At 63.2% G+C, this 13,343-nt stretch carries 9 protein-coding genes and 1 tRNA gene; all 10 read left to right on the plus strand.

Annotated features, from left to right (window positions below; genetic code table 11):
* Positions 1-1,056, plus strand: a 1,056-nt coding sequence (gene tuf, locus HNE04_RS20055) for an elongation factor Tu (RefSeq protein WP_172223156.1), incomplete at its 5' end; no start/stop codon positions are given.
* A gap of 9 nt (positions 1,057-1,065) precedes the next feature.
* A tRNA-Trp gene (locus tag HNE04_RS20060) sits at positions 1,066-1,141 on the plus strand.
* Positions 1,142-1,232: 91 nt separating this feature from the next.
* Entirely contained in the window at positions 1,233-1,616 is a 384-nt protein-coding gene (secE, locus tag HNE04_RS20065; protein ID WP_172223158.1) for a preprotein translocase subunit SecE, read from the plus strand.
* Positions 1,616-2,224, plus strand: coding sequence for a transcription termination/antitermination protein NusG (gene nusG, locus HNE04_RS20070; protein ID WP_207717652.1), 609 nt, complete (start codon positions 1,616-1,618; stop codon positions 2,222-2,224). The genes secE and nusG overlap by 1 nt, the downstream gene beginning before the upstream one ends.
* A gap of 112 nt (positions 2,225-2,336) precedes the next feature.
* Positions 2,337-2,768: a 50S ribosomal protein L11 gene (rplK, locus tag HNE04_RS20075; protein ID WP_153586968.1), complete on the plus strand. Its 432-nt coding sequence runs from the start codon at positions 2,337-2,339 to the stop codon at positions 2,766-2,768.
* 1 nt (position 2,769) lies between these two features.
* A complete protein-coding gene (gene rplA, locus HNE04_RS20080) occupies positions 2,770-3,465 on the plus strand; it encodes a 50S ribosomal protein L1 (RefSeq protein WP_172223161.1) in 696 nt (231 codons plus the stop codon).
* A 210-nt stretch (positions 3,466-3,675) separates the two neighbouring features.
* The gene (gene rplJ, locus HNE04_RS20085; RefSeq protein WP_172223163.1) at positions 3,676-4,212 is read left to right on the plus strand and encodes a 50S ribosomal protein L10; all 537 of its coding nucleotides are present in this window, start codon (positions 3,676-3,678) and stop codon (positions 4,210-4,212) included.
* A gap of 38 nt (positions 4,213-4,250) precedes the next feature.
* Positions 4,251-4,628 (plus strand): 50S ribosomal protein L7/L12, encoded by a 378-nt coding sequence (gene rplL, locus HNE04_RS20090; protein WP_172223166.1) that lies wholly within the window; start codon positions 4,251-4,253, stop codon positions 4,626-4,628.
* Between the two features lie 282 nt (positions 4,629-4,910).
* Positions 4,911-9,035: a DNA-directed RNA polymerase subunit beta gene (gene rpoB / locus HNE04_RS20095; RefSeq protein WP_172223168.1), complete on the plus strand. Its 4,125-nt coding sequence runs from the start codon at positions 4,911-4,913 to the stop codon at positions 9,033-9,035.
* A 20-nt stretch (positions 9,036-9,055) separates the two neighbouring features.
* Positions 9,056-13,282 carry a DNA-directed RNA polymerase subunit beta' gene (gene rpoC, locus HNE04_RS20100; protein ID WP_172223171.1) on the plus strand — a complete coding sequence of 1,409 codons (4,227 nt, stop codon included), beginning with the start codon at positions 9,056-9,058 and terminating at the stop codon, positions 13,280-13,282.
* The last annotated feature ends 61 nt before the right edge of the window (positions 13,283-13,343 follow it).

A 13,343-nucleotide genomic window follows, 5' to 3' on the forward strand; every position in this document is an offset into this window, starting at 1 on the left:
GCGTATGACCAGATCGACGCGGCTCCGGAAGAAAAAGCGCGCGGCATCACCATCAACACCGCGCACGTCGAGTACGAGACCAAGAACCGCCACTACGCGCACGTGGACTGCCCCGGCCACGCCGACTACGTCAAGAACATGATCACCGGCGCCGCCCAGATGGACGGCGCCATCCTGGTGTGCTCGGCCGCTGACGGCCCGATGCCCCAGACCCGCGAGCACATCCTGTTGGCCCGCCAGGTGGGCGTGCCCTACATCCTGGTGTTCCTGAACAAGTGCGACATGGTCGACGACGCCGAGCTGCTCGAGCTGGTCGAGATGGAGCTGCGCGAGCTGCTGGACAAGTACGAATTCCCCGGCGACACCACCCCCATCATCCACGGCTCGGCCAAGCTGGCCCTGGAAGGCGACAAGGGCGAGCTGGGCGAGCAGGCCATCATGAAGCTGGCCGAAGCCATGGACAGCTACATCCCCACGCCCGAGCGCGCGGTGGACGGTGCCTTCCTGATGCCCGTCGAAGACGTGTTCTCCATCTCCGGTCGCGGCACGGTGGTCACCGGCCGTATCGAGCGCGGTGTGGTGAAGGTCGGCGAGGAAATCGAGATCGTGGGCATCAAGCCCACCATCAAGACCACCTGCACCGGCGTCGAGATGTTCCGGAAGCTCCTGGACCAGGGCCAGGCCGGCGACAACGTCGGGGTGCTGCTGCGCGGCACCAAGCGCGAAGAAGTCGAGCGCGGCCAGGTGCTGTGCAAGCCCGGCTCGATCAAGCCGCACACGCACTTCACCGCTGAGGTGTATGTGCTGAGCAAGGACGAGGGCGGCCGTCACACCCCGTTCTTCAACAACTACCGTCCCCAGTTCTACTTCCGCACCACGGACGTGACGGGCGCCATCGAGCTGCCCAAGGACAAGGAAATGGTCATGCCCGGCGACAACGTGTCCATCACGGTGAAGCTGATCAACCCCATCGCCATGCAAGAAGGCCTGCGCTTTGCCATCCGCGAAGGCGGCAAGACCGTGGGCTCGGGCGTCGTCGCAAAGATCCTGGAGTAAGCCAGCCGGAGGGGTATAGCTCAATTGGCAGAGCGTCGGTCTCCAAAACCGAAGGTTGTAGGTTCGATTCCTACTGCCCCTGCCACCTGAGAGTGGCACCTTAAAAAGCCCGTCACGCCGTGACGGGCTTACTGTCTTAAAGACACGCATTGAATTGAATCAGGAAACAGCCGCAAATGGCCACTTCTCAAGTTGAAACCGTCAACACCGGCGCCGATAAGGCCAAGCTGGCAGCTGCCGTCGCCCTGGTGATCGCGGCTGTGGCGGGCTTCTACCTGCTGGGCAAGCAGGGCCAGATCGCGCAGTGGGGCGCCCTGGTGGTGGGCCTGGCCGCCGCGTTCGTGGTCTTCATGACCTCCGAGTCCGGCAAGGAATTCGTGGCCTTCGGCCGCGACTCCTGGAAGGAAGTCAAGAAGGTCGTGTGGCCCACCCGCAAGGAAGCCACGCAGATGACGCTTTACGTCATCGCCTTTTGCGCCGTGATGGCCCTGTTCCTGTGGCTGACGGACAAGACCCTCGAGTGGGCGTTTTATGACCTGATCCTGGGGTGGAAGAAGTAATGAGCGACATCACAGATACCGCCGCCGAGTCCGCGGACTCGACGCAGCCCGCCGTCCCGGCCAAGCCGGTCAACCCGGATCTGCGCTGGTACGTTGTCCATGCCTACTCCGGCATGGAAAAGGCCGTCGAACGCAACATCCGCGAGCGCATCAACCGCGCCGGCATGCAGGACATGTTCGGCGAGATCCTGGTGCCCACCGAAGAAGTGGTCGAGATTAAGAACGGCCAGAAGAAGACTTCCGAGCGGCGCTTCTACCCCGGCTACGTGCTGGTGCAGATGATCATGAACGACGACACCTGGCACCTGGTGAAGCACACCAACAAGGTCACGGGTTTCGTCGGCGGCGCCAAGAACCGCCCGGCCCCGATCTCCGAAGAAGAAGTCGGCAAGATCCTGGGCCAGATGGAAGAGGGCACCGAGAAGCCCCGCCATAAGGTCGAGTTCGTGGTGGGCGAGTACGTGCGCGTCAAGGACGGCCCGTTCACCGACTTCAATGGCACAGTCGAAGAAGTCAACTACGAAAAGAACAAGGTCCGCGTGTCGGTCACGATCTTCGGACGTGCCACGCCGGTCGAATTGGAATTCAGCCAGGTCGAAAAGACCTGACGAAGTTGGTTCGTGCTCACCGACTCGGCACGGATTGGAAGTATTGAGTCGTTAACCCCGGGGAGCTGAGGTCTTGAACCAAGGCGTTATCACCCGCAAGGAGTAAAAAACCATGGCGAAAAAAATCGTCGGTTTTGTCAAGCTGCAAGTGCCAGCCGGCAAAGCCAATCCGTCGCCGCCCATCGGCCCGGCACTGGGCCAGCGCGGCCTGAACATCATGGAGTTCTGCAAGGCGTTCAACGCCCAGACCCAGGGCGTCGAGCCCGGTCTGCCGCTGCCCGTGGTGATCACCGCTTACGCGGACAAGAGCTTCACCTTCATCATCAAGACCCCTCCCGCGACGGTCCTGATCAAGAAGGCCGTGAAGCTGGAAAAGGGTTCGGCCACCCCCCACAGCAACAAGGTCGGCAAGATCACCCGGGCCCAGCTCGAAGAGATCGCCAAGACCAAGCTGAAAGACATGAACGCCGCGAGCGTGGACGCTGCCATCCGGACTCTGGCCGGCTCGGCTCGCTCCATGGGCATCACGGTGGAGGGCCTCTGACATGACCAAGCTCACCAAGAAACAAAAAGCCCTGCAAGGCAAGGTCGACAGCACCAAGCTGTACGCTTTCAGCGAAGCCCTCGGCATCGTCAAGGAAGCCGCCACGGCCAAGTTCGATGAGTCCATCGACGTGGCCGTGCAGCTGGGCATCGACCCGAAGAAGTCTGACCAGGTCGTTCGCGGCGCCGTCGTGCTGCCCAACGGCACCGGCAAGACCAAGCGCGTCGCCGTGTTCGCCCAGGGCGCCAAGGCTGAGGAAGCCAAGGCCGCCGGCGCCGATATCGTCGGCATGGACGACCTGGCTGCCCGCGTGAAGGCCGGCGACATGCCGTTCGACGTGGTGATCGCCGCGCCGGACGCCATGCGCGTGGTCGGTACGCTGGGCCAGATCCTGGGCCCGCGCGGCCTGATGCCCAACCCGAAGGTCGGCACCGTGACGCCCGATGTGGCCACTGCGGTGAAGAACGCCAAGGCTGGCCAGGTTCAGTACCGCGCCGACAAGGCCGGCATCATCCACGCGACCATCGGCCGCCGCTCGTTCGATTCGGACAAGCTGCAAGGCAACCTGGTTGCGCTGATCGATGCGCTGAACAAGTCCAAGCCGGCTTCGAGCAAGGGCGTGTACCTGAGGAAAGTGGCGGTTTCGTCGACGATGGGTCTGGGTGTCCGTGTGGACACGCAAACCATCTCGGCGTAATCGCAAAGGAATGGTGGGCTGCCGGCCCTGAAAAGGAACGGCAGGCCATCCAAGACCGTTGGCGGGCAGCGATGCCCTTAATTGTGAAAAGCCAACGCAGATGGCGATCCCGCTGAAGATGGAATTGAGAGATTTCTGAAAACAGTTGGTCGCTGCAACTAAGGCGTGCCGGAGGGTGAAAGCCCGAAGGCACATTTGAAGGAGTAGACCTTGAGTCTGAATCGCAGTGAGAAGCAAGCGGTCATTGAAGAAGTGACCGGCCTCGCAGCTAAAGCTCAAACGCTGGTGATTGCGGAATACCGCGGCATCACGGTCGCTGACATGACCAAACTGCGCAACGATGCGCGCAGCAAGGGCGTGAACCTGAGTGTTCTGAAGAACACGCTGGCCCGCCGTGCTGTCGCAGGTAGCCAGTTCGAGGTTGTCGGTGACCAGATGACCGGCCCGCTGATCTACGGCTTTTCTGTCGATGCCGTCGCCGCCGCGAAAGTGGTGGCTGACTTCGCGAAAACCAACGACAAGCTGGTGATTCGCGGTGGTGCATTTGCAGGCAAGGCCCTGGACGTCAACGGCGTGAAGCAGCTCGCCAACATTCCCTCCAAGGAAGTGTTGCTGGCTCAGCTTTGCGGCCTGCTGATGTCGCCGATCTCGCGCACCGCAGTGGTGCTCGGCGCACTGGCAGCGAAAAAAGGCGGCGGTGCGGAAGCTACGGCTGACGCGGCACCTGCCGAAGCGGCAGCCGCTTGAGCGGCCCGGCTTTAACCCAACTTATTTAGGAAATCAAAATGGCATTCGACAAAGACGCATTTTTGACCTCGCTGGACAGCATGACGGTCATGGAACTCAACGACCTGGTGAAAGCCATCGAAGAGAAGTTTGGCGTGAGCGCAGCCGCCATGGCCGCGCCCGCAGCCGCAGGCGGCGGTGCCGCCGCTGCGGTCGCTGAAGAGAAGACCGAATTCAACGTGATGCTGCTGGAAGCCGGCGCACAGAAGGTCTCCGTCATCAAGGCCGTGCGCGAAATCACCGGCCTGGGCCTGAAGGAAGCCAAGGACCTGGTCGACGGCGCCCCCAAGGCCGTCAAGGAAGGCATGAACAAGGCCGACGCCGACGCTGCCAAGAAGAAGCTGGAAGATGCCGGCGCCAAGGTCGAACTGAAGTAATTCGACCCTGGCCCGAGGCTGGAGCGACCCGAAAGGGCCTCCAGCCTTTGGTGCTTATATGGATGCGTGAAGAGCGCACCCAAAAATGCTGGCCCAATACGGGGTCCCCCAGTATTTTTGAGTGTCTTCTGACCCCGACTGCAGAAGACGCCTTGGTTCGGGCGATGTGCAATGCATCGCCGTCCGCCATGGTTGGTAGTGGCCAACCCACCAAGAATGTCGAGTCCCGGTCCGCCCCCGGGTGCTCGATGTCAGTTGTGCAAGAGTAAGCCCGGAGAGCTCATGGCCCAGACGTCCACATATTCTTACACCGAACGCAAGCGCATCCGCAAAAGCTTCGGCAGCCGCGACAGCGTGCTTGAAATCCCTTACCTGCTGCAAATGCAGAAGGACGCGTACACCGCGTTCCTGCAGGCCGATATTGGCCCGAAGAGCCGGACCATAGAGGGTCTGCAGGCCGCGTTCGACGCCGCCTTCCCCATCGTCTCGCACAACGGTTTTGTCGAGATGAAGTTCCTCGAATACAACCTGGCCAAGCCGGCGTTCGACGTGCGCGAGTGCCAGACCCGCGGCCTGACCTACGCCTCGGCCGTGCGCGCCAAGGTGCAGCTGATCATCTATGACCGCGAGTCGTCGACGCCTCAGTCGAAGGTCGTGAAGGAGGTGAAAGAGCAGGAGGTCTACATGGGCGAAGTGCCCCTGATGACCGAGAAGGGCTCCTTCATCATCAACGGCACCGAGCGCGTGATCGTCTCGCAGCTGCACCGCTCCCCCGGCGTGTTCTTCGAGCACGACAAGGGCAAGACCCACAGCTCGGGCAAGCTGCTGTTCTCGGCGCGGATCATCCCGTACCGCGGCTCCTGGCTCGACTTCGAATTCGACCCCAAGGACATCCTGTACTTCCGCGTCGACCGCCGCCGCAAGATGCCGGTCACCATCCTGCTCAAGGCCATCGGCCTGACGCCGGAATCGATCCTGGCGAACTTCTTCGTCAACGATAACTTCCGCCTGATGGACAGCGGCGCGCAGATGGAGTTCGTCCCCGAGCGCCTGCGCGGCGAAGTGGCTCGCTTCGACATCACCGACAAGTCGGGCAAGGTCGTGGTCGCCAAGGACAAGCGCGTGACGGTTCGCCACACGCGTGACCTGGAAACCTCCGGCACCACGCACATCAGCGTGCCGGAAGACTACTTGGTCGGCCGTGTGGTCGCCCGCAACATCGTCGACGCCGACACCGGCGAGATCATCGCCAAGGCCAACGACGAGCTGACCGAAGCGCTGCTGAAGAAGCTGCGCACGGCCGGCGTGCACGACCTGCAGGTCATCTACACGAACGAACTCGACCAGGGCGCGTACATGTCGCAGACCCTGCGCATCGACGAGACCGTGGACGAGTTCGCAGCCCGCGTCGCCATCTACCGCATGATGCGCCCCGGCGAGCCGCCGACGGAAGACGCGGTGCAGGCCCTGTTCCAGCGCCTGTTCTACAACCCGGACACGTACGACCTGTCGCGCGTCGGCCGCATGAAGTTCAACGCCAAGGTCGGCCGCAACGAGTCGACCGGCCCCATGGTCCTGACCAACGAGGACATCCTCGCCGTGGTCAAGATCCTGGTGGACCTGCGCAATGGCCGCGGCGAAGTCGATGACATCGACCACCTGGGCAATCGCCGGGTTCGCTGCGTCGGCGAGCTGGCCGAAAACCAGTACCGCACCGGCCTGGCCCGTATCGAGAAGGCCGTGAAGGAGCGCCTCGGCCAGGCCGAGCAAGAGCCGCTGATGCCGCACGACCTGATCAACTCCAAGCCGATTTCCGCGGCCCTCAAGGAGTTCTTCGGTGCCTCGCAGCTGTCGCAGTTCATGGACCAGACCAACCCGCTGTCCGAGATCACGCACAAGCGCCGCGTCTCGGCCCTGGGCCCGGGCGGTTTGACCCGCGAGCGCGCAGGCTTCGAAGTGCGCGACGTGCACGTCACCCATTACGGCCGCGTGTGCCCGATCGAAACCCCGGAAGGCCCGAACATCGGCCTGATCAACTCGCTGGCCCTGTACGCCCGCCTGAACGAGTACGGCTTCATCGAAACGCCGTACCGCCGCGTAAGCGATGGCAAGGTGACGATGCAGATCGATTACCTGTCGGCCATCGAAGAAGGCAAGTACGTCATCGCCCAGGCCAACGCGGCCCTGGACAAGGACGGCCGCCTGACCGACGAACTGGTTTCCGCGCGTGAAGCCGGCGAATCGGTGCTGGTCGGCGCAGACCGCATCCAGTACATGGACGTGTCCCCGGCGCAGATCGTGTCGGTGGCCGCCTCGCTGGTGCCGTTCCTCGAGCACGACGACGCCAACCGCGCGCTGATGGGCGCCAACATGCAGCGCCAGGCCGTGCCGGTGCTGCGTCCCGAAAAGGCCTTCGTCGGTACCGGCATCGAGCGCGTTTCCGCGATCGACTCCGGCACCGTGGTGGTCGCGAGCCGCGGCGGCGTGGTCGACTATGTCGACGCCACCCGCATCGTGGTGCGCGTGAACGACGCGGAAGCCCAGGCCGGTGAAGTCGGCGTGGACATCTACAACCTGATCAAGTACCAGCGTTCCAACCAGAACACCAACATCCATCAGCGCCCCATCGTCAAGCGCGGCGACAAGATCGCCAAGGGCGACGTGGTGGCCGACGGTGCATCGACCGACCTGGGGGAACTCGCCCTGGGCCAGAACATGCTGGTGGCGTTCATGCCCTGGAACGGCTACAACTTCGAGGACTCGATCCTGATCAGCGAACGCGTCGTCGCCGAAGACCGCTACACCTCGATCCACATCGAGGAGCTGGTGGTGATGGCCCGCGACACCAAGCTGGGCGCCGAGGAAATCACCCGCGATATTCCCAACCTCAGCGAACAACAATTGAATCGCCTGGACGAGTCCGGCATCATCTACGTCGGCGCCGAAGTGCAGCCGGGCGACACGCTGGTCGGCAAGGTCACGCCCAAGGGCGAGACCACGCTGACGCCTGAAGAGAAGCTGCTGCGCGCGATCTTCGGCGAGAAGGCTTCCGACGTGAAGGACACCTCGCTGCGCGTGGATCAGGGCTCGCAAGGCACCGTGATCGACGTGCAGGTGTTCACCCGCGAAGGCATCCAGCGCGACAAGCGCGCCCAGCAGATCATCGACGACGAGCTCAAGCGCTTCCGCCTCGACCTGAACGACCAGCTGCGCATCGTCGAAGCCGACGCGTTCGACCGTATCGAGAAGCTCTTGAACGGCAAGATCGCCAACGGCGGCCCGCAGAAGCTGGCCAAGGGCACGAAGATCGACAAGGCCTACCTGGCCTCGGTCGAGAAGTTCCACTGGTTCGACATCCGCCCGGCGGAGGACGAAGTCGCCAACCAGCTCGAGTCGATCAAGAACTCGATCGAGCAGCAGCGCCACAGCTTCGACCTGGCTTTCGAAGAAAAGCGCAAGAAGCTGACGCAAGGCGACGAGCTGCCGGCCGGCGTGCTGAAGATGGTCAAGGTCTACCTGGCCGTCAAGCGCCGCCTGCAACCCGGCGACAAGATGGCCGGCCGCCACGGCAACAAGGGTGTGGTTTCCAAGATCGTTCCGGTCGAAGACATGCCCTACATGGCCGACGGCACGCCGTGCGACATCGTGCTCAACCCGCTGGGCGTGCCTTCGCGCATGAACGTGGGGCAGGTGCTGGAGGTGCACCTGGGCTGGGCTGCCAAGGGCATCGGCCAGCGGATCGGCGACATGCTGCAGCAAGAGGCCAAACAGGCCGAGCTGCGCAAGTTCCTCGATCAGCTGTACAACACTTCGGGCCGCAAGGAAGACCTGGCCAAGCTGGCTGACGAAGACGTCATCGAGATGTCGCAGAACCTGGCCAAGGGCGTTCCGTTCGCCACCCCGGTGTTCGACGGCGCCTCCGAAGAAGAAATCCGCGGCATGCTGAAGCTGGCCTACCCGGAAGACATCATGAAGGTCAAGGGCCTGACGGCCACGCGCACGCAGGCGATGCTGTACGACGGCCGCAGCGGCGACCAGTTCGAGCGTCCCGTGACGGTGGGCTACATGCACGTGCTCAAGCTGCACCACCTGGTGGACGACAAGATGCACGCGCGTTCGACCGGCCCTTACAGCCTGGTCACACAGCAACCGTTGGGCGGCAAGGCCCAGTTCGGCGGCCAGCGCTTCGGCGAAATGGAAGTGTGGGCGCTGGAAGCCTACGGCGCCGCCTACACCCTGCAGGAAATGCTGACTGTGAAGTCGGACGACGTGCAGGGCCGCACCAAGGTGTACGAAAGCATCGTCAAGGGCGAGCATGCCATCGAAGCCGGCATGCCGGAATCGTTCAATGTCCTGGTCAAGGAAATCCGTTCCTTGGGCATCGACATGGAACTGGAACGCTCTTAAGCAAGAAGGGATAGAGTCACATGAAATCACTACTCGACCTGTTCAAGCAGTTCACACCGGACGAGCATTTCGATGCCATCCGCATCGGCATGGCCTCGCCGGAAAAGATCCGCTCCTGGTCTTTCGGCGAAGTCAAGAAGCCGGAAACCATCAACTACCGCACCTTCAAGCCCGAGCGCGACGGCCTGTTCTGCGCCAAGATCTTCGGCCCCATCAAGGACTACGAATGCCTGTGCGGCAAGTACAAGCGCCTGAAGCACCGCGGCGTGATCTGCGAGAAGTGCGGCGTTGAAGTCACGCAGACCAAGGTGCGCCGTGAGCGCATGGGCCACATCGACCTGGCCGCGCCCTGCGCCCACATCTGGTTCCTGAAGTCCCTGCCTTCGCGCCTGGGCCTGGTGCTGGACATGACGCTGCGCGACATCGAGCGCGTGCTGTATTTCGAAGCCTACGTGGTGACCGACCCCGGCATGACCCCGCTGAAGAAGTTCAGCATCATGTCCGAGGACGACTACGAGGCCAAGCGCAAGGAATACGGTGACGAGTACGTCGCCAAGATGGGCGCCGAGGGCATCAAGGATCTCCTGATGGGGATCGACATCGAGATCGAGATCGAGAAGCTGCGCGGCGACCTGACCGGCTCCGAAGTCAAGGTCAAGAAGAACGCCAAGCGCCTGAAGGTGCTGGAAGCCTTCAAGAAGTCCGGCATCAAGCCCGAGTGGATGGTGATGGACGTGCTGCCCGTGCTGCCGCCGGACCTGCGTCCGCTGGTGCCGCTGGACGGCGGCCGCTTCGCGACCTCCGACCTGAACGACCTGTATCGCCGCGTCATCAACCGCAACTCGCGCCTGCGCCGCCTGCTGGAGCTGAAGGCTCCGGAAATCATCGCGCGCAACGAAAAGCGGATGCTGCAGGAAGCCGTCGACAGCTTGCTGGACAACGGCCGCCGCGGCAAGGCCATGACCGGCGCCAACAAGCGCGCCCTCAAGTCGCTGGCCGACATGATCAAGGGCAAGAGCGGCCGCTTCCGCCAGAACTTGCTGGGCAAGCGCGTCGACTACTCGGGCCGTTCGGTCATTACCGTGGGCCCGACGCTCAAGCTGCACCAGTGCGGCCTGCCCAAGCTGATGGCGCTGGAGCTGTTCAAGCCCTTCATCTTCTCGCGCCTGGAAGCCATGGGCATTGCCACCACCATCAAGGCGGCGAAGAAGGAAGTTGAATCGGGCACGCCGGTGGTGTGGGACATCCTGGAAGAGGTGATCAAAGAGCACCCCGTGATGCTCAACCGCGCACCTACGCTGCACCGCCTGGGCATCCAGGCGTTCGAGCCGATCCTGATCGAAGGCAAGGCGATCCAGCTGCACCCGCTGGTTTGCGCCGCCTTCAACGCCGACTTCGACGGCGACCAGATGGCCGTCCACGTGCCGCTGTCGGTGGAAGCGCAGATGGAAGCCCGCACGCTGATGCTGGCCTCCAACAACGTGCTGTTCCCGGCCAACGGCGAGCCCTCCATCGTCCCGTCGCAAGACGTGGTGCTGGGCCTGTACTACACGACCCGCGAGCGCATCAACGCCAAGGGCGAGGGCATGATCTTCGCCGACATCGGTGAAGTGCAGCGCGCATTGGACGCCAGCCAGGTCGAGCTCACCGCCAAGGTGAACGTGCGCCTGACCGAGTGGAACAAGGACAAGGAAACGGGCGAGTTCGTGCCCTCCACGTCCATCATCGAAACCACCGTGGGCCGTGCGTTGCTGTCGGAAATCCTGCCCAAGGGATTGCCGTTCGCCAACATCAACAAGGCGTTGAAGAAGAAGGAAATCTCCAAGCTCATCAACACTTCGTTCCGCAAGTGCGGCCTGAAGGAAACCGTGGTGTTCGCCGACAAGCTGCTGCAAAACGGCTTCCGCCTGGCGACCAAGGCGGGTATCTCGATCGCCGTGGACGACATGCTGGTGCCGCCGCAGAAGGCCGACATCATCGAGCGCGCCGAGAAGGAAGTGAAGGAAATCGGCCAGCAGTACTCTTCGGGCCTGGTCACGGCCGGCGAGCGCTACAACAAGGTGGTGGACATCTGGGGCAAGGCCGGCGACGAAGTGTCGAAGGTCATGATGGCCCAGCTGGCCAAGGAAAAGACCATCGACCGCCACGGCAACGAAGTGGACCAGGAGTCGTTCAATTCCATCTACATGATGGCCGACTCCGGGGCCCGCGGTTCCGCCGCCCAGATCCGCCAGCTGGCGGGCATGCGGGGCCTGATGGCCAAGCCGGACGGCTCGATCATCGAGACCCCGATCACGGCCAACTTCCGCGAAGGCCTGAACGTGCTGCAGTACTTCATCTCCACCCACGGCGCCCGTAAGGGCCTGGCGGACACGGCGTTGAAGACCGCGAACTCGGGCTACCTCACGCGCCGCCTGGTGGACGTGACGCAGGATTTGGTTGTCATCGAAGAGGATTGCGACACCCACGAAGGCTCGGTCATGCGCGCCATCGTCGAGGGCGGCGAGGTGATCGAATCGTTGCGCGACCGGATTCTGGGCCGCACGACGGCCGACGACGTGATGCATCCGGAAAACCGCTCGGTGCTGGTCAAGGCCGGCGTCATGCTGGACGAGGACGTCATCGACGAACTGGAAGCAACCGGCGTGGACGAGGTCAAGGTCCGCACCGCGCTGACCTGCGCCACCCGCTTCGGCATCTGCGCCAAGTGCTATGGCCGTGACCTGGGCCGGGGCGGCCTGATCAACGTCGGCGAGGCTGTCGGCGTGATTGCCGCCCAGTCCATCGGCGAGCCGGGCACGCAGCTGACGATGCGTACCTTCCACATCGGCGGCGCCGCCTCGCGCGCTGCCATCGCTTCCAGCGTGGATGCCAAGTCCAACGGCGTGATCGGCTTCAACAGCACGATGCGCTACGTGACCAACAGCAAGAAGGAGCTGGTGGTGATCGCCCGTTCCGGCGAGATCATCATCCATGATGAGCACGGCCGCGAGCGTGAGCGCCACAAGGTGCCGTACGGCGCGATCCTGGCCGTCAAGGCGGATCAGTCGGTCAAGGCCGGCACGATCCTGGCCAACTGGGATCCGCTGACCCGCCCGATCATTACCGAGTTCGCGGGCAAGGTGCACTTCGAGAACGTCGAGGAGGGCCTGACGGTCGCCAAGCAGGTCGACGAAGTCACCGGCCTGTCGACGCTGGTCGTCATCAAGTTCGACCCCAAGCGTTCGGCCAAGCTGATCCGCCCGCAGGTCAAGCTGATCGACGGCACCGGCAACGAGGTGAAGATCCCTGGCACCGACCACTCGGTGACGATCGGTTTCCCGGTCGGCGCGCTGATCCAGGTGCGAGACGGCCAGGACGTGGCCGGCGGCGAAGTGCTGGCCCGTATCCCGATCGAAGGCCAGAAGACGCGCGACATCACGGGCGGCTTGCCGCGCGTGGCCGAGCTGTTCGAAGCGCGTTCGCCCAAGGACAAGGGCGTGCTGGCCGAGATCACCGGCACCGTGTCGTTCGGCAAGGAGACCAAGGGCAAGATCCGCATGCAGATCACCGACCCGGACGGCAAGGTCTGGGAAGAGCTGGTGCCCAAGGAGAAGAACATCCTGGTGCACGAAGGCCAGGTGGTCAACAAGGGCGAGTCCGTGGTGGACGGCCCGGCCGATCCGCAGGACATCCTGCGCCTGCTGGGTGCCGAAGAACTGGCTCGCTACATCGTCGACGAAGTGCAGGACGTGTATCGCTTGCAGGGCGTGAAGATCAACGACAAGCACATCGAGGTGATCGTTCGCCAGATGCTGCGCCGTGTCGTGGTCGAGAACGTCGGCGAAGCCAACTACATCGCCGGCGAGCAAGTGGAGCGTTCGGAGATCCTGGATACCTGCGACGCACTGCGCGCGGAGAACAAGATCCCGCCGACCTTCAGCAACCTGCTGCTGGGCATCACCAAGGCCTCGTTGTCGACCGACTCGTTCATCTCCGCGGCTTCCTTCCAGGAAACCACCCGGGTGCTGACCGAAGCGGCGATCATGGGCAAGCGCGACGAGCTGCGTGGCCTGAAGGAAAACGTCATCGTCGGCCGCCTGATCCCCGCGGGCACCGGCATGGCGTACCACCAGGCGCGCAAGGCCAAGGACCAGATGGATGAGGCCGAGCGCCGCGCCATCGCCGAGTCCGAGGCTGCCGACCTGGCCAGCGCCACCGAAGGCGCCACGGCGCCCGAGGCCAGCGAAGGCGCTGCCACCGAGTAAGCCGACTGCGGTTTGACCGTAAACTAGCGCCCCAGCCTATCCAGCTTGGGGCGCTTTTTTT

It is taken from the genome of Caenimonas soli (genome assembly GCF_013155545.1).
Taxonomy (GTDB): Bacteria; Pseudomonadota; Gammaproteobacteria; order Burkholderiales; family Burkholderiaceae_C; genus Ramlibacter; species Ramlibacter soli.